This is a genomic window from Bradyrhizobium sp. LB13.1 (genome assembly GCF_054056815.1).
Genome location: NZ_JBSRYQ010000001.1, coordinates 1,346,224 through 1,368,540, shown reverse-complemented (window position 1 = coordinate 1,368,540; position 22,317 = coordinate 1,346,224). Strand labels below are relative to the sequence as shown.

Genomic DNA, 22,317 nt, shown 5'->3' with positions numbered 1-22,317 from the left:
AATGACACAGGGAAACGCCGAGACCGCTGACGCGGGCGCCCCCGGACTATTGAGGATCGAGCGGGCGGACCGGGTTTTGACCGTCGGCCTGAACCGGCCGGCCAAGCGCAATGCGCTCAACGACGGCATCATCCTGGAAATCGGCGAGTGTTTTGCGTCCCTGCCCGAGGATATCGGCGCGGTCGTCATCCACGGCATCGGCGACCATTTCTCCTCCGGGCTCGATCTCTCCGAGCTGACCGACCATGACGCGACCGGCGGCCTGCTGCATTCGCAGATGTGGCACCGGGTGTTCGACCGCATTCAATACAGCCGCGTGCCCGTGATCGCGGCGCTCAGGGGCGCGGTGATCGGCGGCGGGCTGGAGCTCGCCTGTGCGGCGCATATTCGCGTCGCCGAGCCCTCGACCTATTTCGCCCTGCCGGAGGGGCAGCGCGGCATCTTCGTCGGCGGCGGCGGCTCCGTACGGCTGCCGCGGCTGATCGGCGTCGCCAGGATGATGGACATGATGCTGACGGGGCGCGTCTATACCGCGACCGAAGGCGCCTCCTACGGCTTTGCGCAATATGTCACGGAAGCCGGCAACGGCCTCGGCAAGGCGCTGGAGCTTGCGACCAAGGTCGCCTCCAACGCGCCGCTGACGAATTTCGCCGTGCTGCAGGCACTGCCGATGATCGCGGAAGCCAATCCGCAGGCCGGTCTCCTGATGGAATCGCTGATGGCAACGGTGGCGCAGAGCGACAAAGAGGCAAAACGCAGGATCCGCGAATTCCTCGAACACAAGACCGCAAAGGTGAAGCCGAAATCATGAGCGCGCAGCCGTCCTCTTCCAGCATGGAGCGCGGCGCGAGCACTTCCCCGCTGCGGCCCATTTCGTTCGGCGATCCCGTCGTCAACATCGAGCGGCGCGACGACGGCACGATTTATCTGCGGCCAACACAGCCGCTCGGCGACTATCCGGTTCGTATCACCGACCGCCTGCATCATTGGGCGACGACCACACCCGACCGCGTCTTCATGGCCGAGCGCGAAGGCGGCCGCGGCTGGCGCAAGATCAGCTACGCCGAGTTACTCGCCGCGAGCCGGCACATCGCCTCAGGCCTGATTGCGCGCGGCCTGTCGGCGGAGCGGCCGGTCGTCATCCTCTCCGGCAATTCGATCGACCACGCATTGCTCGCGTTCGGCGCGTTCTATGCCGGCATTCCGTTCTGCCCGGTGTCGCCAGCCTATTCGCTGGTGTCGAAGGATTACGGCAAGCTGTCCTATTTGATGAAGCTGTTGACGCCCGGCCTCGTCTTCGCCGAAGACGCCGACAAATTCGCCGACGCGCTCGCCGCCAATGTCTCGCTCGGCACCGAAATCGCCGCGTCTTACGGTCACGTCCCGGGCCGCGACGTCACCTTGCTCGCCGATCTCATGGCAACGCCGATCCGCGCCGATCTGGACAAGGTCCACGGCAAGATCGGCCCCGACACCATCGCGAAATTCCTGCTGACCTCGGGCTCGACCGGCAACCCCAAGGCGGTCATCAACACCCAGCGCATGATCTGCGCCAACCAGGTGATGCTGCGCGAGACGCTCGCCTTCCTCAAGGACGAGCCGCCCGTCATCATCGACTGGCTGCCCTGGAATCATACTTTTGGCGGCAACCACAATATCGGACTGACGCTCTACAATGGCGGCTCGATGTATCTCGACGCCGGCAAGCCGGTGCCCGGAGGCATCGAGGAAACCGTGCGCAATCTCCAGGAGATATCGCCAACGGTCTATTTCAACGTCCCCAAGGGCTATGAGTCGCTGCTGCCTTATCTGCGCGACGACCAGGGCCTGCGCGCAAAATTCTTCGACCGTCTGCATGCGATGTTCTTCTCGGGCGCGGCGCTGTCGCCGTTCGTCTGGAACAGCCTCGACGAGCTCGCGGTGAAGGAAAAAGGCTACCGCGTGCCGATGCTGACCGGCTTGGGTGCCACCGAGACCGCGCCGTTCTTCATGTCGGTCAACCCGCGCACCAGCCGCTCCGGCCATGTCGGGCTTCCCGTATCCGGCAACGACGCCAAGCTGGTGCCGAACAACGGCAAGATGGAAGTTCGTTGCAAGGGGCCGAATGTGATGCCCGGCTACTGGCGCCAGCCCGACATCACCGCAAAATCGTTCGATGAAGAGGGCTTCTACAAGCTCGGCGATGCGCTCAAGCCTGTCGATCCCGATGATTTCAATGCCGGCTTCGATTTCGACGGCCGCATCGGAGAGGATTTCAAGCTCGGCAGCGGCACCTGGGTCAGTGTCGGCCCCTTGCGCGCGCGCTTCGTTGCGGCCTGTGCGCCGCTGGTGCGCGACGTCATCATCGCCGGCATCAACCGCGACGAGGTCTCCGCACTCGTCGTGCTCGATCTCGACGGCTGCCGGCTGATCAACCCGACGCTGCCGGCCGACGATCTCGCCGTCGCGACCCGCGACCGGCTGGTGCGCGAAGCTTTCCGCGAACGGCTGACCCGTTTTCTCGGCGAAGCCACCGGCTCCTCGACGCGGATCACGTGCGCGATCCTCATCGACACGCCACTCTCGATCGACAAGGGCGAAGTCACCGACAAGGGCTCGATCAACCAGCGCGCGGTGCTCGAGCATCGCAGCCTCCTGATCGAAGAGCTCTACGCTGCCAATCCATCGGACCGTGTGATATCGGTCGGCTAAGAAATCATCGCGACAGGAGAACGCCATGTTGTTGAAGGATCAGGCTGTCATCGTCACCGGCGGCGCGTCGGGACTTGGCGCAGCGACCGCGCGAAAGCTGGCTGCACAGGGCGCCAAGGTCGCGGTGTTCGATCTCAATGCCAAGCTCGCCGAGACTGTCGCCGCCGAGATCAAGGGCGTGGCCGTGGCTTGCGACGTCTCTGATGCCGCCTCCGCGGAAGCTGCGATCGCGCAGGCGACCAAGGCCCATGGACCCGCGCGCGTGCTGGTCAATTGCGCCGGCATCGGCGTTGCCAAGCGCGTCGTCGGCCGCGACGGCCCGATGGCGCTCGCCGATTTCGACAAGGTAATCAAGGTCAACCTGATCGGCACCTTCAACATGCTGCGTCTTGCCGCAACCGAGATGTCCAAGCTCGAGCCGCAGGCAACCGGCGAGCGCGGCGTCATCATCAACACGGCGTCCGTTGCGGCCTATGACGGCCAGATCGGGCAGTCGGCCTATTCGGCCTCGAAGGGCGGCATCGTCGGTATGACGCTGCCGATCGCGCGCGAGATGGCGCAGTTCGGCGTCCGCGTGCTGACGATTGCGCCCGGCCTGTTCCTGACCCCGCTGCTCGCCAACCTGCCGCAGGAAGCCCAGGACTCACTCGCCGCCGCGATCCCCTTCCCGCGCCGGCTCGGCCACGCCGACGAGTTCGCGGCACTCGCCCTGCACATGGTCGAGAATTCCTATCTGAACGGCGAAGTGGTGCGCCTCGACGGCTCGCTGCGCATGGCGCCGAAATAGGGCACGACATATGTTCGTGAACCGGCGCGACGTACAGATCCAGTGGGGTGACTGCGACCCCGCCAACATCGTCTATTACCCGCGCTATTTCGCGATGTTCGACGATTCGACGTCGACCCTGTTCGAGGTCGCCGGCTTCTCCAAGCAGGATTTGGTCAAAAAATACGGCCTGGTGGGCATTCCCATGGTCGACACGCGCGCCAAGTTCTACATTCCATCCACTTATGGCGACTGGATCACCATCGAAACGAAGATCGAGAGCATCAAGCGCTCGAGCTTCGAGGTGAAGCACAGCGTCTACAAGGGCGAGGAGCTGGCGATCGAGGGCTTTGAGACCCGCGTCCTGGTCGGCCGCGACCCCGTTAACCCCGACAAACTGAAATCGGCACCGTTCCCTGCGGAAATGGTAGCCAAATTCACGGGGAGTTAGGTCGGGAGCTAAATCGCCACATCACCCAAAGAGGGGGCTGAATTACCCCCCGATTTCTGCTTTCAAAGAAACACATAAAGGGAGGAATAGATGAAACGCTTTTACCTGACCGCTGCCGTCACCGCGGCCGCGCTTGCGCTGCCGGCCCTGCCCGCACTGGCCCAGACCACCGAGATCACCATCGGCATCACCACGACCACCACCGGCCCCGGCGCGGCGCTTGGCATTCCCGAGCGCAACGCGCTGGAGTTCGTGCCGAAGGAAATCGGCGGCGTGCCGCTGAAGGTGATCGTGCTCGATGACGGCGGCGATCCCACCACCGCGACCACCAACGCCCGCCGCTTCGTCACGGAATCCAAGGCCGACATCATCATGGGTTCGGCGCTGACGCCGCCGACCATCGCGGTCTCCAACGTCGCCAACGAAGCCGGCATCCCGCATTTCGGCCTCGCACCGTTCCCGATCACACCGGAGCGCATGAAGTGGTCGGTGGCGATGCCGCAGCCGATTCCGATCATGGGCAAGGTGCTCTACCAGCATATGAAGTCGAAGGGCGTGAAGACGGTCGGCTATATCGGCTATTCCGACTCCTACGGCGACCTCTGGTTCAACGACTTCAAGGCCCAGGGCGTGCCGATGGGCATGACCCTTGCAGACGAAGAGCGCTTTGCGCGGCCCGACACCTCGGTGACCGGACAGGTGCTGAAGCTCGTCGCCGCCAATCCCGACGCGATCCTGGTCGGCGCCTCCGGCACCGCGGCCGCACTGCCGCAGACCGAGCTGCGCGAGCGCGGCTATCAGGGTCTGATCTACCAGACCCACGGCGCGGCCAGCATGGATTTCATCCGCATCGCGGGCAAGGCCGCGGAAGGCGTGCTGATGGCTTCGGGCCCGGTGATGGACCCGGAAGATCAGCCGGATGAAGCCGCGACCAAGAAGCCGGGCCTGGCGCTCAACTCGGCCTACGAGGGCAAGTACGGCCCGAACAGCCGCAGCCAGTTCGCCGGCCACTCCTACGATGCCTTCGAGATCCTGAAGCGCGTGATTCCAACGGCGCTGAAGACGGCCAAGCCCGGCACGCCGGAATTCCGCGAAGCAATCCGCCAGGCACTGCTGTCGGAGAAGGAAATTGCTGCAAGCCAGGGCGTCTACAATTTCACCGAAAAGGACCGCTACGGCCTCGACGACCGCTCGCGCATCCTGCTGACGGTGAAGAACGGCAAGTACACGCTGGTGAAGTAGATGCGGCGATAGTTTCGAGACGACGAGAGCCGGCCCAATGGGCCGGCTCTTTTCATTTGCGATCCTTGAGCGGCCTCAGGCCGCCTGACGCAGCGGGGTCCAGGCGAATTCCGGATAGTAATTGTCCATCATCCGGTCGACATAGGCGGTGAGATTCGGAAACCCTTCGGCGCGACGGCGCAGTCCGGATTCGAAGAACGGCGTCAGGATGCCGGCCAGCGCGCCGAAGGCAGTGGCATCGACGCCGCTGGGCTTGTTGCCCATCAGATAGGACTTGTCGCCGAGCTGCACCGAGAGCGCAAACAGCGAGCGCACGGCGAGATCGACGTCCTCATCGGGCGCGTGGCGGCCGAGGCCGGAGAGCAGATAGTTCTCGGCGACACGGAATTGCGCGTCCTCGCGTAGCTTCTCGCGAGCGTGCTCCGGCGCGCCATCGAAGAAATGCGCAGGCCCCTTGGCGAAGTTGACCGGATCGACCCAGCGCGCCCCGACCAGCGCAAAATAAACGTGATGCTCGATCATGCGCTCGAATGCCCAGGCCTGTGCGCGCTCGGCAAGCGACAGGCCGGCGTCGAAATCGAAGCCATAGCGGCGCTCGATATGGGCGCGGATGAAGGTGGAATCCGCCACAGCCTCGCCGCCATCGTCGATGAAAGGCAGCTGCCCCTTGGGAGAGGCGGGCGGCATCGCCCGCTCCTTCCGGTAGGGCAGTCCCGCCATCTTGAGCTGTACCTCCGTCTTGGTGACAAAGGGGCTGATTTCCGGCAGGCCGAAGCCGGTGCCAAAGCCGTAAAGCGTGATCATGAAGGCTCTCCTGAAGCGACCGAAAGAGTTGAGGGAACTTAACCGCCGACTGCTGCCACCATGGTGGCAGCAGCCGTGATATCTTCGGCGAAACGGGCTCCTCGCCAGGCGCGGGCCATGACATGACGGACCAGCGCGTCCGCAGCCTGGACCAACGAGCGAGCCACCACGGTCGCGAGCGCAAGGCGGAGATCGATGACCACGAGATCAAGGGATACAAGGCGGCTGGACGCCCATGCGTACCAGGCTCGGATTTGCCAAGGCTGGACGTTCCAGGGCCGGGCCTGCGAAGGCTGGGTCCGCCACAGCGCACCGGCTGGGCCGAAATGGGTTGGAATGATCATGGACAAATCCTCTTCAGTCGACGTGTTGTCCCGGTATAGAACTCCCCTGCTGCCAACATCCTGTCAGCAGCCGCGCGCCGCCTTCTGAAAAAACAAGCACAAGAGACCCCTCATGAGACGCGCCGACCGGCTGTTTCAAATCATCCAGGTGCTGAGGCGCACGCGTAAGCCGCTGACTGCGGACGCCATCGCGTCCGAGCTCGAGACCTCGAAGCGCACGATCTATCGCGATATCGCGACGCTGATCGGCCAGCGCGTGCCGATCCGCGGAGAAGCCGGCATGGGCTACATCCTGGAAAAGGGTTTTGACCTCCCGCCTTTGATGCTGACACCCGAGGAGATCGAGGCGGCGGTGCTGGGCGCGCAATGGGTCGCCGGCCATGCCGATCCCGCGCTGGCGCGCGCGGCTGAAGATTTGATGGCCAAGATCGCGGACACCGTCCCTGAGCGCCTGCGTCCCTTTGTGCTGGAGCCGGCAAGCCGCGCACGGCCGAGCTGGAACAGGGAGCCGGACCGCCTGGACATGGTGCGCACGCGCACCCAGATCCACGAAGGCAGGAAGATCATGCTGCGCTATCGTGACGAGCAGGGCCGCGCCAGCGAGCGCATGATCTGGCCGATTTCGGTCGGCTATCTCGAAGCCGTGCGCCTGCTCGCGGCTTGGTGCGAGCTACGCGGCGACTTCCGCAGCTTCCGCACCGACCGCGTGGTGGATGCGAGCTATCTCGACGACAGATATCCGGAGCGGCGCGACGTGCTGCGCGCGAAATGGCGGCAGAGCCTGGTCTGGGGCCCGCCAAAGGACACGTGACGACGATGGACGAGAACTCCCCCATCGACCTGTCGAGTTGCTGCCAGGGTTGCGGCGCCTGCTGCGGCTATTCGGCGAACTGGCCGCGCTTCTCGATCGAGAGCGACGAGGAGCTTGCCGCGATTCCCGAAACGCTGGTCAACGACCGCCAGTCCGGCATGCGCTGCGAGGGTGATCGCTGTTCGGCGTTGCAGGGACAGATCGGAAAGCAGACCGCATGCGGCATCTACCAGGTGCGGCCGGAGGTGTGCCGCACATGCATGCCGGGCGACGCCGAATGCGCGATGGCGCGGCGGAAATTCGGGCTGCCGATTATCACGAACGCATGATCCGGAAAAATGTGCAGCGGTTGTCCGTCAAGATCATGCGCCAGCAAATGAGGCTTAGGCCGGAACGGCTTCGCTGATCTCGTCGTCGATCTCATCGTCCAGCGGTGCGAGCACCGAGAGCGGCTTGGTCGACAGCGTGATCGGCTTGCGGCCACCCGACGACGGCGAGGATTTCGCCGCGCCTTCGCGCGCCAGCGCGTAGAGCGTCGAGCCGACGCGGCCGCCGCTCTCGATCAGGTCGCGCTCGTTGCAGCTGCCTGCGATCGCGACTGCCAGCGAATGCAGATGGCTGCGGCGATAGCAGAACAAGGCCAGCATGGCGCGGACCTCAGGGGTAACAGTCTCAACCAGCCTCGGCAGACCGCTCTCATTGGCGCGATACATCTCGCCAAGGAGTTCGTCGCGGACCGGGCAGAAATCGCTTTCAAAGGCGTCGCGGCTTGAAAACATTGCAGTTCTCCCTCGTGGGGGAAGATGCAGTGCAATTCTCTAATGAAAGGTTAACCACGCTGCCCGGTAGTCACCCGGGGTCCTTGCGCCCTGACCGCGTATCAGAGGGCCGGAAAGGGTTTTCTCCGTGGCCATCCTTCGAGACGCCCGCCTCCGGCGGGCCCTCAGGATGAGGCCGGTTTCTGCTGAAAGATTCTCACCCCTCATGATGAGGAGGCGCGAAGCGCCGTCTCGAACCATGCAGGCCCGACAGCCACTCCAGAGGGCCGCCGGCCTCAGTTCGCCGCCATGAAGATCGACAGGCCGAAGCCGGTCAAATGGTGCAGGGCCTGGTCGACACCGATCAGGGTCCAGAACCAGGGATGCGCAAGGTCGACACCGAAATTGGCCGAGACGAGGCCCTTGGCGCGGTCGATCGTGATGTGGATCACGAAGTCGATCAACGCCACAAACCAGAATTTCGGCGCCACGATCAGGATCAGCGGCAGCGCAACCGCAAGGTGAATCAGGCAATGCACCAGGAGCGGCAGGGCCCAGCCGTGCTTCTGGTCCTTGCCTTGCGCCATCCAGGCGGTCTGCAGAACGAAATCGGCGATGATGTGCTTGAAGGTGAGCAGCAACATCCAGCCAATGAGCGCTTCGACCGGAACCGCCGATGACAGGGATGGAAACGACAAAGCTGACGCCCTCATTGGACGTGAGAAGAAGAATTGGAGCGTGCAGCGCAACCTCTTCCTGGACCGGTCAATTTGCCGGGACTTGCGATTTATGACATTTCCCGCGACGGAATGCAGCCGGGGGGAACCGGAAAATCGCCAACTGTGGCAAACTGGTGATAGGATGACCAACGGCCGCGGCCGAGTTGAGTAAGGTTACCTTCGGCTCGAAATTTGCTTTCCGCGACCTGCGCGCTATCATTGTCAGTAGAATATCGTTCCTTTTTCAGACGTTTACGAATTACGGGGCGTCCGCAGCGATCCACTTCCGCGAGCCGGCCGCCGTTGGAAGAATAAGGCCAGAGTGCTGCCATGAGTACTGAGGGCCCTACCTCGTCGCCGATCGAGCCACCGCCCCGGCGACCCAAGGTGATCAAGACCAATCAGCAGCAGGTCTTCCTCTACGTCGTGCTGACCCTGCTGTTGTCGCTTGCCACCGTCTGGGGCGGCCGCGCGCTGGTGCACAATTCGGAGACGCTGATCTTTGCCGTCGGCGCCCCCAACAGCGACGAGGCGCTGTTCGCGGCCAAGCTTGCCGCTGTCCTGAAGAACAACACCTCGCGCTTCCGGATCAAGATCGTCAACAACGCCGACAACGCCAAGGCGATCGCCCAGTTCGACCGCAAGCAGGCCGACCTCGCCGTGCTGCGCACCGACGCCAAGGTGCCGCTGCGGGCACGCACGCTCGCGATCCTCGAGCACGATCTCGTGCTGCTGCTCGGGCCCGGCAACAAGAAGATAAAGTCGCTCGCCGAGTTGAAGAAGAAGAAGGTCGCCGTCCTCGCCGACAACGAAGCCTCGCTCGCCTTCGTCCGCGGCATCCTCGACGTTCCCGATGGTCCGGACGCGGCGAAGATCCAGATGGCGCCGCAGGGCGCAACGCTCGACAAGCTGTTCGCCCCCGCAAGCGGCTTTGGTGCGGTCGTCGCCATCGTCCACGCCTCGAAGGCGGTGCGGGACAAGGCCTATGAGCAGGTCGCCAAGCGCGGCGGCTTCACACTGAACGCGATTGACGAGGCGAAGGCACTGGCGCGCAAGATCCCCGGCATTTCCAGCGAGACGCTGACGGCGGGCACGCTGTCTGCATCGCCGGAAATTCCCGACGACGATCTCGACACGATCGGGCTCGAATGGCTGCTGGTGACGCAATCAAAGATGTCGCCGGCCGCCGCGGGCGAGCTGGCGCGCACCGTCTACGAGAACAAGTCCGCGCTCGGACTCGACAGCGGCTTTGCCAGCCGAATCGAGCCCGCCTCCGTCGAGAAGGACGCCTTCGTGATGGCGCATCAAGGCGCAGCCGACTACATCAACGACGACACCAAATCGTTCATGGATAAGTACAGCGACCTGATGTATCTGGGCGCTGCCGCGCTCAGCGTCATCGGCTCGATCTTCGCCGCGATCTACGCCAAGATCACCCGGATCGCACCGGAAAAGGCCAGCGAGCTCTCCACCGCCATCCTCGACATCGGCGAGCGGATCGAGCACGCCCATTCGCTGGACCAGCTCGAATGTCTCCAGGACGAGCTGGAAGGCATCTTGCGCGGCGCGGTGATCGGCTTGCGGGACGGTACGATCAGCACCGACGGACTCGACACCTTCAAGCTCGGCTACGAATTCGTCCGCGACGAGATCGGCATGCGTCGCGACTACCTCAAGCGCCATGCCGGCGAGGGCGAGAAGGCCACTCAGGATGTGGCCCCTCCCCAGCACGACGAGAGCAACATCGTGGTGGTGAAGACAGCTCAGAGTGCCTGACCTATCGATCTGAAGTCTTGCGGCGGCACGTTGCCGGCATTCCACAAGCAACCAGGCCGGGTTCGGGAACCGTCTTGCCTCCACAACCGTTGCCTCCCGGATACAACCGGAGACCGCGCATGCGTGCACTCCTCATCATCTTCCTGCTGGGAATGCTGACGGCAGTTAGCTATTTCGCTTATTCCGCGATGACGGTCGGGGGCGAGCCGATCCCGACGGAAGGCTATGTGGCGCTGGCGCTGGGGCCGGGTTTTCCGTTGTTGTCGGCGTAGGCTTGATGGTGCTGCTGTTCTTCAGCAGCCGTCGCGGCTACGACGAACCGCCGCATTTCAGGTAACGGCTCGCGGAACGGCAGGCTGCTCTCGTTGACGGCCTCGGCCCGGGCAGGCACTTTGGCACCGAGGTTCCAGCCGGGACCGCAAAGCACAAACCGAGCCGCCTTTCCACATGTCCAAGCCGCTGATCTCCGCTCTGGCCCAGTTCGCGGCCGCCACGGCCGGCCGCAACATGACCAGGGCAGCCTATGTGGCGGTCGGCGTCGGCGTGCTCGGCATGGTGCTGCTGACGGTCAACCCGGCCTATGAGACGGCGCATCGCTGGGTCGATGCCCTGCTTTGGACCTGCCTCGTCTACTTCGTGTTCGAATGGGTGGTCCGGCTGCGCCATATGGCGCGACAGGGGCGCCTCGCACTCTACATGTCCTCTTCCGCCGGGCTGGTCGACGCGCTCGGGGCTCTCGCCGTGCCGGCCGCGCTGATTGTCGGGCTCGAGCCGAAGACGGCGTGGCTGCTCAGCGTGCTCTGGGTGTTGAAGGTGGTGCCGGGCATTCCCGGCCTGCGGCAGCTCCGCCGCGTGCTGGTGCTGGAATCGGGGCCGCTGGTCAGCGTGCTCGTGATTTTCCTGATGGTGGTCTTCCTGGCCTCGGTCGCCGAATATTTCCTGGAGCGGGACGTGCAGCCCCAGACTTTCGGCAGCGTGCCGGCCGCGCTGTGGTGGGCTGTCGCAACTCTGACGACGACCGGCTATGGTGACGTCGTGCCGGTGACGCCGCTTGGCCGCATGGTGGCCGCGCTGGTGATGATCTCCGGCCTCGGCGTGTTCGGTCTCTGGACCGGTATTTTGGCCACCGGCTTTGCCGCAGAGACCCGGCGCGACAATTTCCTCAAGACCTGGGAATCCGTCAGCAAGGTGCCGTTCTTCGCAGCGCTCGGACCGGCGGCCATCGCCGACGTCACCCACATGCTGCGGACCATGGAGCTGCCGGCGCGCACCATGATCATCCGCAAGGGTGCGCAGGGCGACTGCATGTATTTCATCGCCGCCGGCGAGGTCGAGGTCGACCTGCCCGGCAAGAAGGTGCAGCTCGGCGACGGCGCCTTCTTCGGCGAGATGGCGCTGCTCGGCAACAATTTGCGCGGCGCCAACGTCTCGACCACCAAGGTGTCGCGGCTCCTGGTGCTCGACCTCGTCGACTTTCGCGTGCTGATGGCCCGGCACCCCGATCTCGCCGAGACCATCGACACGGAAGCAAAGCGCCGCGCGCTCGAAAACAAATAACAGGAGACAAGAATGTCGGACATCACCGACGCGGCCTCTGGCCCCGTGCTCGAAATCATGGGCGCACGCGCCACCATCCGCCTCAACCGGCCCAAACATCTCAACCGGCTCCAGGCCGAGGATCTCGGCGTGCTGGTGAAATTGTTCGACCGGATCGAGGCCGATCCCGATATCCGCGTGCTGGTGCTGACCGGCACCGGGCGCGCCTTTTCCGCGGGCTATGATCTCAACTCGGTCGCCGAGCGCGCGGTCAGCGCGAACGAGCAGCAGAGCGCGGGCTCCGCCTTCGAGATGGTCGTCAACCGGCTGGAGGATCTCGGCGTGCCCTCGATCTGCCGGCTCAACGGGGGCGTCTATGGCGGCTCGACCGACCTCGCGCTTGCCTGCGATTTCCGCATCGGCGTCGACACCGCCGAGATGTTCATGCCGGCGGCACGGCTCGGGCTGCATTATTACAGGAGCGGCATCAAACGCTACGTGACGCGGCTCGGCCTCGACAATGCGAAAAGACTGTTCCTGACCGCGCAGAAGATCAGCGCGCCGGAGATGCTGCGGATCGGCTATCTCACCGCGATGGTAGCGGTGGAATTTTTGGATGAAGAGGTCGACAAGCTCGCCAGCATCCTTGCCGGCAACGCGCCGCTGGCGATGCGCGGCATGAAGCGCGCGATCAACGAATTCGCCCGCGGCGAATTGGATGAGCAAGCCGCCGATCAGCGCCACCGCGACAGCATGCGCGGTGACGAGATCAAGGAAGGCATCAAGGCGTTCGCGGAGAAGCGACCGCCAGAATTCTGATTACGCCCGCTTCGACCGCATCGCGCGCACCTGCGTGAGCTTGGGATCGCGGACAAGCTCCTGGTAGCGTTTGCTGTCGATGGCGTAGATCGCGATCCGGCCCTCGCTATCGGCATGAACGCCCCAGCCGAAGCGCTTGCCCAGGCTCGACGCCCTCATGCACGCCTGCCCCCGGGAGAAGAACGCTTCACGGGCCGCATGCTTCTCCGCTTTCGCCGCCTTCACAGCGAGCTCGCGTCCCGGCGCAGACGTCGCGAAGATCACGTCGTCGGACGTGTATTTGTAGGGTGCCTTGGCGATCATCAGATATTGCAGGCACGCCACCGTCGGCTTTCCCGCGCGCAGCGGCGGCTCCTCGCCAGTACGCGCGAGACAGTCTTCGGCAACCCGGATGAAGGTGTTGAAGCAGTTGGTCGTGTGCATCTGCGTCGTCATCCGCAACCCTGGTCACTCATCCCCCAGCAGCCGCGGCGGCATGCTGCGCCGCCATCTCGGCATCGGCCGCAGTGATGCGCTGGAACGCAGGCCGCGAGGTCATGCGTTCGGCATAGCGGACGAACACGTCCTTCTTCGGCACGATGCCGAACATCATGGTCCAGCTGAACGCGACACCCCAGAGAACATCTGCGGCCGTCATGCGTTCGCCGAGCAGATACGGCCCGTTCGACAGCTGCGCCTCGAGCGCACCCAGCATGGTGTCATAATCGGCATAGGGCGACTGCGTGATCGGCGCCGGCTCGCGCTGCATGAACTTGTCGATCAGGGCCGGCTCGAAGGACGAGCCGTAATAGGCGATCCAGCGCAGATAAGGGCCGCGCAGCGGATCGTTCAGCGCGGGCGTGAGCCCTGCCTGCGGAAACAGATCGGCGAGATAGATGGTGATCGCGACCTGCTCGGTCACGAGCTGCCCGCCGTGGCCGATCGCCGGCACCTTGCCGAGCGGATTGATGGCGAGATAGGCCGACTTGCGCTGCTCGCCGGCCTTCATGTTGAGGACATGGAGATCGTAGGGCGCCCCCAGCTCCTCCAGCAGCACGCGCGTGCCGGTGGCGCGGCTTTGCGGCGAATAATACAGCGTGATGCGGTTCGAATCGGTCATGGCAGGTCTCCATCTGGCCGGCTGGCGATGGCCTTGTAGCGGACCATACCTGACATCTTGTGTCAGGTATGGTTTAAGGGATCATGCGCGCGAGCCGGATGCTGTCAATCCTCACCACGCTCCAGGCCAAGGGGCAGGTCACTGCGCCCGAGCTCGCGGAGGCCTGCGAAGTCTCGGTGCGCACGATCTATCGCGACATCGACGCGCTCGCGGCCTCCGGCGTCCCCGTTTATGCCGATCGCGGCGCGGAGGGCGGCTATCGCCTCCTCGACGGCTATCGCGTGCGGCTGAACGGCTTGTCGCAGAGCGAGGCGGGCGCGCTGTTCCTGACCGGATTGCCGGGCCCGGCCGCCGCGCTCGGGCTCGATGCCGCGATGATCGCCGCGCAGAACAAGCTGATGGCAGCGCTGCCCGCCAATTTGCGCGAGGATGCCAGCCGGATGCAGGAGCGCTTTCATCTCGACGCGCCGGGCTGGTTCGGCGAGGCGGAAGAGCCAAAGCATCTGCGCACCATCGCCGGCGCGGCTCTGCGCGGGACGCTGATAAAAATCCGCTACCAGAGCTGGCGCGCCGAGAAGCAGCGCCGCGTCGCGCCGCTCGGCCTCGTGCTGAAGGGCGGCAGCTGGTATCTCGCAGGTTTGGTCGACGGCAGCGTGCGCACCTATCGCGTCGCGCGCGTGCTCGACTGCTCGGCGCTCGACGATCACTGCGAGCGTCCCGCCGATTTCGATCTCGCGGCCTATTGGCGGGACGCAACGCTGCGCCTCGAGGCCGAGATGCATCCCAATGTCGCGGTCGTCCGGCTATCGCCCCTCGGCGTCAAGCTGCTCGACGCGCTGAGCCAGCCTTACGTCAGGGCGCGTACGCAGCTTGAAGACTCCGCCGATGCAGACGGCTGGCGCATTGCCAGAGTGCCGACCGGAAAGACGTCATGGCACGCTGCGGCCGAATTGTTGCGGCTCGGGCCCGAGGCCGAAGTGCTGGAGCCGGCCGATCTGCGCGAGAAGATGGCGGAGCTGACGCAGGCGATGGCTGCGCGCTACCGCGCGGCGCGGAAAACATGACGGCGGCGTAACCCGCCGCGACCGACGAAACACTCCTGAAACACGATTCTCCGCTCGCAGCATGAACGCATTCGCGTTTCGGCTCGACCGAGATGCAGGGACACAACAACGGCCCTTGCGCCACACTGGAGAATGAAAATGTTTCGTAAGCTTGCACTTGGTCTGATCGCTGCCGGCTCGCTCGGCGTTGCCGCTCTCGCGCCGACCGCCGCGTCGGCCCATGGCTTCCATCATCACTGGGGTCCCGGCTGGGGCTTTGGCGGCATCTATGTCAACACCGGCGTCAACAATTGCTACCAGGAGCGCGTCATCCAGACCCGCCACGGCCTGCGCGTCCGCGTCGTGAATGTCTGCGCCTACGGCGTCTATTGATTGATCGCCTTCACGACAAAGCTCCGGTCGCGCCGCGACCGGAGCTTTGCGTTTGCGCTAGCCGGCCTGCCGCTGCCGGCGAAACCAGACCCAGGTCTCGCGCGTCGTTCTGATGTAGCCGCGGCCACGATAGAGGATCTCGCCGTCGACGATCGCGTTCAGCTTCGGCAGCGCGTGAAAGGGAATCGAGGGATAGGCGTGGTGCTCGACGTGATAGGGCATATTCCACGTGAACCATTTGACAATCGCGCCGGTATAGGTGGTGCGGGTATTCTGAAAAGCGCTGCGGGTGCGCTCGCAGCCGGTGTGCTCGGCATAGAGATACGGCCGCAGGAAGAGTTGCCCGATCATCAGTGGAACGATCCAGACCCAGAGCAGCAGTGCCGACGAGAACCAGAGCGACAGCACGACCAGCAGCGCATAGAGCGCGACATAGGCACGCGCCTCGGTCACGATGATGGCGCGCCTGTTCTCGGGGATCCAGGGCACGACGACCTTGCCGGTGACGGCATGGCCGAACATCAGCCAAACGCGGCCGACGACCTGAAGCAGGCCGCTATAGGCGAGCGCGAGCTGCGTGTCGGACTTCGGCTTCACGCCGACGACCAGCTCGGGATCCTTGTCCGGATCCTGGGTGTAGCGGTGATGGTCCCAGTGGAACAGGCAGTAATATTCGTAAGGCAATCCGATGATGAAGCCTGAGAGATAGCCGACCGCGAGGTTGAGGCCGCGGCTTCTGAACGCGGTCTTGTGCGCGGTCTCATGCACCGCCATGAACAGGAAGGCGACGAAATAGCCCTGCACGGCCACCAGTGGCAGCGCCCAGAGGACGCCGTATGTCGCGGTAACCTTCCATATCAGCGCGCCGACCAGCGTGATCAGGCCGTAATGGCAGAGGCTGCGCGCTGCGCCCTGAAAATTGGAGCGCGACGACAATTCGCGCAGCATCGCCGGTGACAGCGGCTTCAGGCGATGGCCGGACTCTGAAACGGCTGCGTCGCTCATGATCGGATGCCTGCCCTACTTGCCGAGGAGTGTTGCAATCTCGGCCTTGATGAAGGCCTGATCGCGCGAATTGTTGACGGGGTTGCCGGCGCGATGGCCGTGCAGCGACGGGATCGGATGCAGCGCCGCTGATTTCGCGTTGACCAGCCGGCCGAGTTCGTCCTCGTTGTCGCGGACGTCGAAATAGCGATCGGTCGCGCCCGGCATCAGCAGCATGTGCGCCTTGATCGCACCGAGCGCACGATCGAAATCGCCGTCGAATGCGGTGCAGCGGCTGACATCGCCGTTCTGCCAGATGCCGATCTGGGCCAGGAGATCGTTGGCGTCGCGCCGGGCAAACGCCGGGTCCCACGCGCGAACGAGATAATCGTCCAGCGAGGCGAAGCCCGCTTCGCGCCAGATCTCGTCGCGATAGAAACCGTGCGACATCGCCCAACCCGCGTAGACGCGCCCCATGGCGCGATAGCCAGCGACAGGCTTCTCGACGAAGCGGCCGTCGCGGAAGGCCGGATCGGCCGTCAGCGCGGCCTTCACGCTTTCCAGAAAGACGTAATTATAGGGCGTGCAGCGGGCACTGCCGCAGACAACAGCCGCGCGCTCGACCATATCGGGATGCAGCGCCGCCCAGTGATAGGCCTGCATGCCGCCCATCGACCAGCCATAGACCAGGGCAAGCTTGGAGATGCCGAACCGCTCGGTGAGCAGCCGGTGCTGAACCGCGATGGCATCGTGATAGGTCATTATCGGGAACGACGCCGCCGTATTCGACGGCGAGGACGACAGGCCGTTACCGAACAGGTTCGGGATGACGATGAAATAGCGTGTGGGGTCGAGCACGCCGTCGGGGCCGATCAGCCACTCGGTGTCGGTGTGCTGCGCGCTGAACGAGGTCGGATAGAGAATGACGTTGTCTTTGGCGGGGCTAAGCCGGCCGTAGGTCTTGTAGGCGAGCTGGAGCAAAGGGACGACGGCGCCGGACTGGAGCGTGACGTCGCCAGCCTCGAAGATCTCATAGTCGCGGTCCGCCGCCATGCGTCCAACTCCCGCTCGCGCGCCAAGCGCGCCGCCAAAACGGCGATGCATCGATCATGCCGTTCCCGCAGACGCATCGTTGCGCCACGCTTAATAACTGTACTTATAGTCCATTTATTATGGACCGGCAAGGTGAATCCGATCGCGCGTCGGCTCAGGCGATGGCCGCCAGATAGCGCGCGACAGACGCCGCGAATGCGACCTTGGCGCCTGCGGCGATGTTGCGGCCCCACCACGCACCGTAGATGCGATCGAACGCCAGCGGCTCGACCGCAGCTGCAATCCGTCTTACCACGCCGCGGCATTGAGTGGCATGTAGTTCGGATAGGAGTACATGAAGCTGACGAAGCGGCGATCCATCGTCACCTGCGCGATATCGCCGGTGAGCAGCGCACCCCTGCCGTCCGCACCGCGCGCATGGTGCAGCATGGTGGCACCGGCGAAATGACCGCCGGTGCGCAGGAGCAGCACATCGTGGGAGATACGATGGCTTTCACCGGTCCAGTGCACGATCGATGAATGTGGACGCGTCACCCATTGGCGATCATCGGCGTGCAAATAGACCGGCACCCCGCCGAACGCCTCGCTCCAGTCGGCCAGCGCGCCATAGTAATGCGGATGCGAGATCGCAATCGCCTTCAGCCCGCCGAGTGACCGCACATGCGCGATCGCCTCCGGCGTCGCCAGCGGTACGCAGTCCCACATCAGGCAGCCGCCCGCGAGCGGCACCAGCAGCGCGCGCTGGCCGATGGCAAAGCTTGGCTCGAGCGCGATGCCGGTCAGGCCGAGATCCTCGCGCCAGACCAGGCGGTGACGTTCTCCGAGCGCCTCGCGCGTGAGGAAAGTTTGCCCCTTCCAGCCGACGAATTGCCGTTCGTCCTCGCAAATCGGACAGGACGGGGGCGGATTTTCGCCGTCCGGGAATTGCGCGCCGCAGGTTTCGCAGGTCCAGAGGGGCATGATCATGATCCAGAACGAGACCGGAACGGCGCGAGGCAACATTCCCGTCCTCAATCGCAGGCGCGGCCGGAACCAACGCGCTGAGCGCAGGTTACTTTCTGGTCCGCCCCGGCGCAATTGGCCGGCCGTCAGTCTTGCACGAGACCATAGTCGGTTGGCAGCAATACGTTCAGCGTCTCGATGACATCGCGCCCCGCCCCGTCCCGCCTCTGGCCGCTGTTCGCAGTCAACTTCTTCATGGCCGACATGCAGTCGGGCATCGGACCGTTCGTCGGAGTGTTCCTTCAGGAGCGCGGCTGGGCGAGCGGGCTGATCGGCACCGCGATGACGATCGGCAACGTCGCGGGCATGCTGGTCACGACGCCGATTGGCGGGTTCATCGATTCCAGCCGCAACAAGCGCCTGTGGGTGGTCATCCCCGGCATCTGCGTGGTGCTTGCGTCCGCGATCATCCTGATCTCGCAGAATTTCTGGGCGGTGACGTTCTCGCAGGTCGCACAATCGCTGGCGAGCGCCGCGATCGTGCCGGCCGTCACAGGTATCACGCTCGGCATCGCGAAACAGAAGGGATTCAATGCACTGAACGGCCGCAACCAGGCGTTCAACCATGCCGGCAACATGGTCGGCGCGGCGCTGTCGGGCTATCTCGGCTATCAATTCGGCTACGTCTCGGTGTTCGTGCTGGCCGCCGCGTTCGGCGCCATCGCGATCGCCTGCGTGCTGATGATACCGGCCAAGACGATCGACGACCGCGCCGCGCGCGGCAGCAAGGAGGATGACCCCGACAGCCAACCGGATGCGCTCACGATCCTGCTCAAGCACAAGGCGCTGCTCGTCCTTGCGCTGGCTCTCGCCCTCTTCCATCTCGGCAATGCTGCGATCGTTCCGCTTTACAGTCTTGCGGCGGTGGCCGACGGACAGGCCAACGGCCCGAGCTTCGTCGCCACCACCGTGGTGATCGCACAGGGCGTGATGATCGTCACCTCGCTAATCGCCATGAAGGTCGCGAGCAAGCGCAATTACTGGCCCGTCATTCTCGTCTCCTTCATGTTCCTGCCGATCCGCGGCGTGCTCGCCTTCTTCGTTACGGGATGGTGGGGCGTCGTGCCGATGCAGGTGCTCGACGGTATCGGCACCGGGCTCCAGACGGTTGCCGTCCCCGGCATGGTCGCGCGCTCGCTCAACGGCACCGGCCGCATCAATCTCGGACAAGGCGCCGTCATCACCGTGCAGGGCGTTGGCGCGAGCCTCAGTCCCGCCCTTGGCGGCTGGATCGCACAATGGATCGGCTATGGCCCGACCTTCCTGCTGCTCGGCGGCTTCGGGCTCGCGTCGATGGCGCTGTGGCTGGCGTTCGGCGCGGCCGTGAAGAAGTATTGAGAGCGTCATTGCGGGACGAGCGCTCGCTCCGACGCCCCAGCGCATTCCTAAGAGAACTCCACCACGATCTTGCCGAAATGGCCACCCTGCTGCATCAGCCGCAGCGCGTCGGGCACGGCGTCGAAGCCGAACACGCGGTCGATCACGGGCTTCATGCCATTGCGGTAGATCGCAGCACTCATACCTTCGAACATGCGGCGGCTGCCGACAGACAGACCAATGACGTGCAGGTTCTTGGAAAACAGGCTCGGAATCGCGATCTGCTGGGAGAAGCCTGTGAGCACGCCGATCACCAGGATGTTGCCACCGACCCGCGCCGCCTCGAGCGATTGCGCAAAAGTATCCTTGCCACCGACCTCGACGACATGATCGACGCCGCCACCGGTCCACTCCGAAGCCGCCTTGCCCCATTCGGGCACCGAACGATAGTTGATGGTGTGATCCGCCCCGAGCGCCTTGGCACGTTCGAGCTTCTCGTCGCTTGACGAGGTCACGATCACGCTCGCACCGGCGAGCTTTGCGAATTGCAGCGCAAAGATCGACACGCCGCCGGTACCCTGCACCAGCACCGTGTCACCGGGCTGCACCTTGGCCTCCTCGAACAGCGCGCGCCACGCCGTGAGCCCGGCACAGGGCAGCGTCGCCGCTTCCCGGAAAGACAGATGCAACGGGATATGGGTGACGCCCTCGGCGTCGAGCACCATGACCTGCTGAAGCACGCCGGGCCGCGTGCCGCCGAGCGCATAGCGACGGCTGGTGGCCGACACCTTCCCGTCGATCCAGGATTGGAAGAACATCGGACAGACGCGATCACCCACCGCGACACGGACAACGCCATTACCGACGGCGATCACCTCGCCGGCGCCATCCGAGAACGGGATCAGCGGCAATCTGGTGACGCCGCCCTTCCCCTGCACCGTGAGCAGGTCGCGATAATTCACAGATGCCGCCCGCATGCGCACCGCGACCTGCCCCGCGCCAGGTGTGGGCTCGGGCAGATCGGCCAGCTGCAGGCCCTCGATCGACCAGTCACGCGCAACTTGCCAGGCTTTCATGGCGATCCCTCCGCCTCAGGTGCCAAAATTTGTCTGGATCGCCTTGTCGAGCGTCTCGCCCCCGACGAAGCGCTGGCGCAGCTCGCGCTTGAGTAGCTTGCCGCTCGGGTTCTTGGGCAAGGCATCGACGAATATGACGCGCTTGGGCACCTTGAAATGCGCCATCTGGCCGGCGCAGTGCTTGATGACGGAATCTTCGTCGAGCTTCTCGCCGCTCTTGACCACGACGATGGCAGTCACCGCCTCGATCCAGCGCGGATCGGGCAAGCCGACGACGGCGACTTCGGACACCGCGGGGATGCGATAGACCATCTCCTCGACCTCGCGGCTGGCGACGTTCTCGCCGCCGGTCTTGATCATGTCCTTGACGCGATCGACCACGGTGATGTGGCCCTCTTCATCGACGATGGCGAGGTCGCCCGAGTGAAACCAGCCGCCGGAGAACGCCGCCGCCGTCTTGACCGGGTCGTTGTAATAGCCGGAGAGCAGATGCGGCGAGCGGTGCACGATCTCGCCGACCTCGCCGATCTTGACGTCCTCCATCGACGTGGTGACGACTCGCGTCTCGACATTGAGCACGGGCTTGCCGGCCGAGCCCGCCTTGCGCAGCTGGTCCGCGGGACCCAGCACGGTCGCGAGCGGCGCTATCTCGGTCTGGCCGTAGAAATTCCAGAACTTGACGTTGGGCAGGCGCCGCTGGAGCTCGAGCAACACCTCCACCGGCATGATCGAGGCGCCGTAATAGCCCTTCTGAAGGGTCGACAGGTCGGCCTTGTCGAAGTTCGGCGAGCGCAGCATCGCGATCCAGATCGTCGGCGGCGCGAAGAAGGACGTGATCTTGTGCGCCTGGATCAACGACAGAATGTTTTCGGCGGTCGGCTTGCCCGTGATCACGCCGCGAGGCGCCGAGATAAAATTGCGGCCCCAGGAACACGTCAAGCTGCGCGCAGTGATAGAGCGGCAGCGCGTGCAAGAATTTGTCCTCCACGCTCATGCCGCCGTCGATGATGCAGCTGACATATTGCCACATCACGGCATCATGGGTCAGCATCGCGCCCTTGGGCAGGGACTCCGTGCCGCTGGTGTAGACGATCTGAGCGAGATCGCGGCTGTCGACCTCCAGGAACGAAGCGTCGGGGCTGAGGAGATCGTCGAAGGTGGTGAGGCCCGCGGGCGCCGTGGCCGGATCCTCGCCCGGCAGCCAGATCAACTTTTCGACCGCACAATCCCTGGCGCTTGCGGCGCGCGCGGGCTCGACGAAATCAGGACCGGCCGCGAGCACCTTTGCGCCGGAGCTCTTCAGGATGAAGTTGATCTCGTCCGGATTGAGCATGAAGTTGATCGGCACCAGCACCGCGCCGATCCGGGCCACCGCGAACCGGAGCGCCGCAAAGGCGTGGCGAATTGCGCGACAGCACGGCGAGGCGGTCGCCCTTCTTGACGCCGAGGCCGAGCAGACCGCGGCTGAGCCGGTTGCAGATTGCGTCCATCTCGGCAAACGTCCAGCTCACATTGCCACAGCTCACCGCAAGCCTGTCCGGCTCGCGGCCCGCCGAACGGCGCAGAAGATCGCCGATGGAATGCTCGCGGGCCTTCGAGATGGTGGCTACGATGTCGCCGGTCATGTGTCCCT

At 64.4% G+C, this 22,317-nt stretch carries 22 protein-coding genes and 3 pseudogenes; 14 read left to right on the top strand and 11 right to left on the bottom strand.

All coding sequences use genetic code 11. The features are described 5' to 3' along the window. Position 1 precedes the first annotated feature (1 nt). The 5 genes from ACVWYI_RS06380 (at position 2) to ACVWYI_RS06360 (ending at position 5,150) form a co-directional block, all read left to right on the top strand. On the top strand, positions 2–811 hold the full coding sequence (locus ACVWYI_RS06380; protein WP_354044606.1) for a crotonase/enoyl-CoA hydratase family protein: 810 nt from the start codon (positions 2–4) through the stop codon (positions 809–811). Beyond that, a complete protein-coding gene (locus ACVWYI_RS06375) occupies positions 808–2,691 on the top strand; it encodes a feruloyl-CoA synthase (protein ID WP_456661525.1) in 1,884 nt (627 codons plus the stop codon). Before ACVWYI_RS06380 ends, ACVWYI_RS06375 begins: the two co-directional genes overlap by 4 nt. A gap of 25 nt (positions 2,692–2,716) precedes the next feature. Continuing rightward, the gene (locus ACVWYI_RS06370; protein WP_247343988.1) at positions 2,717–3,478 is read left to right on the top strand and encodes an SDR family NAD(P)-dependent oxidoreductase; all 762 of its coding nucleotides are present in this window, start codon (positions 2,717–2,719) and stop codon (positions 3,476–3,478) included. Positions 3,479–3,488: 10 nt separating this feature from the next. Beyond that, complete coding sequence (locus ACVWYI_RS06365; RefSeq protein ID WP_456661524.1) at positions 3,489–3,908, top strand: acyl-CoA thioesterase; 420 nt, start codon at positions 3,489–3,491, stop codon at positions 3,906–3,908. A 90-nt stretch (positions 3,909–3,998) separates the two neighbouring features. Next, positions 3,999–5,150 carry an ABC transporter substrate-binding protein gene (locus ACVWYI_RS06360; protein ID WP_247343993.1) on the top strand — a complete coding sequence of 384 codons (1,152 nt, stop codon included), beginning with the start codon at positions 3,999–4,001 and terminating at the stop codon, positions 5,148–5,150. Between the two features lie 75 nt (positions 5,151–5,225). Here ACVWYI_RS06360 and ACVWYI_RS06355 read toward each other — a convergent pair whose 3' ends face one another. Beyond that, entirely contained in the window at positions 5,226–5,954 is a 729-nt protein-coding gene (locus ACVWYI_RS06355; RefSeq protein WP_247343996.1) for a glutathione S-transferase family protein, read from the bottom strand. A 38-nt stretch (positions 5,955–5,992) separates the two neighbouring features. Continuing rightward, positions 5,993–6,298: a hypothetical protein gene (locus ACVWYI_RS06350; protein WP_456661523.1), complete on the bottom strand. Its 306-nt coding sequence runs from the start codon at positions 6,296–6,298 to the stop codon at positions 5,993–5,995. 112 nt (positions 6,299–6,410) lie between these two features. Here ACVWYI_RS06350 and ACVWYI_RS06345 point away from each other — a divergent pair, with 112 nt between their 5' ends. Then, positions 6,411–7,109 (top strand): helix-turn-helix transcriptional regulator, encoded by a 699-nt coding sequence (locus ACVWYI_RS06345; RefSeq protein ID WP_247441720.1) that lies wholly within the window; start codon positions 6,411–6,413, stop codon positions 7,107–7,109. Positions 7,110–7,114: 5 nt separating this feature from the next. After that, the gene (locus tag ACVWYI_RS06340; protein ID WP_456661522.1) at positions 7,115–7,438 is read left to right on the top strand and encodes a YkgJ family cysteine cluster protein; all 324 of its coding nucleotides are present in this window, start codon (positions 7,115–7,117) and stop codon (positions 7,436–7,438) included. A 54-nt stretch (positions 7,439–7,492) separates the two neighbouring features. Here ACVWYI_RS06340 and ACVWYI_RS06335 read toward each other — a convergent pair whose 3' ends face one another. Together ACVWYI_RS06335 and ACVWYI_RS06330 are read right to left on the bottom strand one after the other, a co-directional pair. Continuing rightward, positions 7,493–7,888 carry a hypothetical protein gene (locus ACVWYI_RS06335; protein ID WP_247441717.1) on the bottom strand — a complete coding sequence of 132 codons (396 nt, stop codon included), beginning with the start codon at positions 7,886–7,888 and terminating at the stop codon, positions 7,493–7,495. A 275-nt stretch (positions 7,889–8,163) separates the two neighbouring features. Beyond that, on the bottom strand, positions 8,164–8,511 hold the full coding sequence (locus ACVWYI_RS06330; RefSeq protein ID WP_247344354.1) for a DUF3307 domain-containing protein: 348 nt from the start codon (positions 8,509–8,511) through the stop codon (positions 8,164–8,166). A gap of 405 nt (positions 8,512–8,916) precedes the next feature. Here ACVWYI_RS06330 and ACVWYI_RS06325 point away from each other — a divergent pair, with 405 nt between their 5' ends. The 4 genes and pseudogenes from ACVWYI_RS06325 to ACVWYI_RS06310 all read left to right on the top strand — a co-directional run bounded on the left by ACVWYI_RS06325 (position 8,917) and on the right by ACVWYI_RS06310 (position 12,717). Beyond that, positions 8,917–10,362 (top strand): TAXI family TRAP transporter solute-binding subunit, encoded by a 1,446-nt coding sequence (locus ACVWYI_RS06325; RefSeq protein WP_456661521.1) that lies wholly within the window; start codon positions 8,917–8,919, stop codon positions 10,360–10,362. 119 nt (positions 10,363–10,481) lie between these two features. Next, positions 10,482–10,699: pseudogene (locus tag ACVWYI_RS06320) on the top strand (hypothetical protein). A 110-nt stretch (positions 10,700–10,809) separates the two neighbouring features. Next, positions 10,810–11,919 carry a cyclic nucleotide-gated ion channel gene (locus ACVWYI_RS06315; protein ID WP_354044599.1) on the top strand — a complete coding sequence of 370 codons (1,110 nt, stop codon included), beginning with the start codon at positions 10,810–10,812 and terminating at the stop codon, positions 11,917–11,919. Positions 11,920–11,931: 12 nt separating this feature from the next. Continuing rightward, positions 11,932–12,717: an enoyl-CoA hydratase/isomerase family protein gene (locus ACVWYI_RS06310; RefSeq protein WP_456661520.1), complete on the top strand. Its 786-nt coding sequence runs from the start codon at positions 11,932–11,934 to the stop codon at positions 12,715–12,717. Here the strand turns inward: ACVWYI_RS06310 and ACVWYI_RS06305 are convergent, their stop codons facing one another. Beyond that, the gene (locus tag ACVWYI_RS06305) at positions 12,718–13,152 is read right to left on the bottom strand and encodes a DUF6157 family protein (protein ID WP_247441707.1); all 435 of its coding nucleotides are present in this window, start codon (positions 13,150–13,152) and stop codon (positions 12,718–12,720) included. 16 nt (positions 13,153–13,168) lie between these two features. Continuing rightward, positions 13,169–13,816, bottom strand: coding sequence for a glutathione S-transferase family protein (locus tag ACVWYI_RS06300; protein ID WP_354103095.1), 648 nt, complete (start codon positions 13,814–13,816; stop codon positions 13,169–13,171). Positions 13,817–13,899: 83 nt separating this feature from the next. Between ACVWYI_RS06300 and ACVWYI_RS06295 the strand changes: the two genes are divergently transcribed. Together ACVWYI_RS06295 and ACVWYI_RS06290 are read left to right on the top strand one after the other, a co-directional pair. After that, the gene (locus tag ACVWYI_RS06295; RefSeq protein WP_456661519.1) at positions 13,900–14,880 is read left to right on the top strand and encodes a helix-turn-helix transcriptional regulator; all 981 of its coding nucleotides are present in this window, start codon (positions 13,900–13,902) and stop codon (positions 14,878–14,880) included. Between the two features lie 138 nt (positions 14,881–15,018). Next, positions 15,019–15,252 carry a hypothetical protein gene (locus ACVWYI_RS06290; protein ID WP_456661518.1) on the top strand — a complete coding sequence of 78 codons (234 nt, stop codon included), beginning with the start codon at positions 15,019–15,021 and terminating at the stop codon, positions 15,250–15,252. A 57-nt stretch (positions 15,253–15,309) separates the two neighbouring features. Here ACVWYI_RS06290 and ACVWYI_RS06285 read toward each other — a convergent pair whose 3' ends face one another. The 3 genes and pseudogenes from ACVWYI_RS06285 to ACVWYI_RS06275 form a co-directional block, all read right to left on the bottom strand. Then, on the bottom strand, positions 15,310–16,257 hold the full coding sequence (locus ACVWYI_RS06285) for a fatty acid desaturase (RefSeq protein WP_456661517.1): 948 nt from the start codon (positions 16,255–16,257) through the stop codon (positions 15,310–15,312). Between the two features lie 15 nt (positions 16,258–16,272). After that, a complete protein-coding gene (locus ACVWYI_RS06280) occupies positions 16,273–17,289 on the bottom strand; it encodes an alpha/beta fold hydrolase (RefSeq protein ID WP_456661516.1) in 1,017 nt (338 codons plus the stop codon). A 154-nt stretch (positions 17,290–17,443) separates the two neighbouring features. Beyond that, a pseudogene (locus ACVWYI_RS06275) lies at positions 17,444–18,249 on the bottom strand (MBL fold metallo-hydrolase). Between the two features lie 180 nt (positions 18,250–18,429). On the opposite strand from ACVWYI_RS06275, the gene ACVWYI_RS06270 reads away from it, so the two are divergent. Continuing rightward, complete coding sequence (locus ACVWYI_RS06270; RefSeq protein WP_247441699.1) at positions 18,430–19,629, top strand: MFS transporter; 1,200 nt, start codon at positions 18,430–18,432, stop codon at positions 19,627–19,629. 47 nt (positions 19,630–19,676) lie between these two features. Here the strand turns inward: ACVWYI_RS06270 and ACVWYI_RS06265 are convergent, their stop codons facing one another. Further along, complete coding sequence (locus tag ACVWYI_RS06265) at positions 19,677–20,684, bottom strand: zinc-dependent alcohol dehydrogenase family protein (protein ID WP_456661515.1); 1,008 nt, start codon at positions 20,682–20,684, stop codon at positions 19,677–19,679. Between the two features lie 15 nt (positions 20,685–20,699). Continuing rightward, positions 20,700–22,309, bottom strand: a pseudogene (locus tag ACVWYI_RS06260) (acyl-CoA synthetase). Positions 22,310–22,317 lie beyond the last annotated feature (8 nt).

Bases quoted from the DNA above. Each gene is read 5' to 3' on its own strand.
- ACVWYI_RS06370 (WP_247343988.1), top strand. From the start codon at position 2,717: ATGTTGTTGAAGGATCAGGCTGTCATCGTCACCGGCGGCGCGTCGGGA.
- ACVWYI_RS06280 (WP_456661516.1), bottom strand. From the start codon at position 17,289: ATGGCGGCGGACCGCGACTATGAGATCTTCGAGGCTGGCGACGTCACG.
- ACVWYI_RS06365 (WP_456661524.1), top strand. From the start codon at position 3,489: ATGTTCGTGAACCGGCGCGACGTACAGATCCAGTGGGGTGACTGCGAC.
- ACVWYI_RS06300 (WP_354103095.1), bottom strand. From the start codon at position 13,816: ATGACCGATTCGAACCGCATCACGCTGTATTATTCGCCGCAAAGCCGC.
- ACVWYI_RS06380 (WP_354044606.1), top strand. From the start codon at position 2: ATGACACAGGGAAACGCCGAGACCGCTGACGCGGGCGCCCCCGGACTA.
- ACVWYI_RS06335 (WP_247441717.1), bottom strand. From the start codon at position 7,888: ATGTTTTCAAGCCGCGACGCCTTTGAAAGCGATTTCTGCCCGGTCCGC.
- ACVWYI_RS06265 (WP_456661515.1), bottom strand. From the start codon at position 20,684: ATGAAAGCCTGGCAAGTTGCGCGTGACTGGTCGATCGAGGGCCTGCAG.
- ACVWYI_RS06290 (WP_456661518.1), top strand. From the start codon at position 15,019: ATGTTTCGTAAGCTTGCACTTGGTCTGATCGCTGCCGGCTCGCTCGGC.
- ACVWYI_RS06325 (WP_456661521.1), top strand. From the start codon at position 8,917: ATGAGTACTGAGGGCCCTACCTCGTCGCCGATCGAGCCACCGCCCCGG.
- ACVWYI_RS06330 (WP_247344354.1), bottom strand. From the start codon at position 8,511: ATGTTGCTGCTCACCTTCAAGCACATCATCGCCGATTTCGTTCTGCAG.
- ACVWYI_RS06340 (WP_456661522.1), top strand. From the start codon at position 7,115: ATGGACGAGAACTCCCCCATCGACCTGTCGAGTTGCTGCCAGGGTTGC.
- ACVWYI_RS06295 (WP_456661519.1), top strand. From the start codon at position 13,900: ATGCGCGCGAGCCGGATGCTGTCAATCCTCACCACGCTCCAGGCCAAG.
- ACVWYI_RS06355 (WP_247343996.1), bottom strand. From the start codon at position 5,954: ATGATCACGCTTTACGGCTTTGGCACCGGCTTCGGCCTGCCGGAAATC.
- ACVWYI_RS06310 (WP_456661520.1), top strand. From the start codon at position 11,932: ATGTCGGACATCACCGACGCGGCCTCTGGCCCCGTGCTCGAAATCATG.
- ACVWYI_RS06315 (WP_354044599.1), top strand. From the start codon at position 10,810: ATGTCCAAGCCGCTGATCTCCGCTCTGGCCCAGTTCGCGGCCGCCACG.
- ACVWYI_RS06345 (WP_247441720.1), top strand. From the start codon at position 6,411: ATGAGACGCGCCGACCGGCTGTTTCAAATCATCCAGGTGCTGAGGCGC.
- ACVWYI_RS06350 (WP_456661523.1), bottom strand. From the start codon at position 6,298: ATGATCATTCCAACCCATTTCGGCCCAGCCGGTGCGCTGTGGCGGACC.
- ACVWYI_RS06305 (WP_247441707.1), bottom strand. From the start codon at position 13,152: ATGACGACGCAGATGCACACGACCAACTGCTTCAACACCTTCATCCGG.
- ACVWYI_RS06375 (WP_456661525.1), top strand. From the start codon at position 808: ATGAGCGCGCAGCCGTCCTCTTCCAGCATGGAGCGCGGCGCGAGCACT.
- ACVWYI_RS06270 (WP_247441699.1), top strand. From the start codon at position 18,430: ATGACATCGCGCCCCGCCCCGTCCCGCCTCTGGCCGCTGTTCGCAGTC.
- ACVWYI_RS06285 (WP_456661517.1), bottom strand. From the start codon at position 16,257: ATGAGCGACGCAGCCGTTTCAGAGTCCGGCCATCGCCTGAAGCCGCTG.
- ACVWYI_RS06360 (WP_247343993.1), top strand. From the start codon at position 3,999: ATGAAACGCTTTTACCTGACCGCTGCCGTCACCGCGGCCGCGCTTGCG.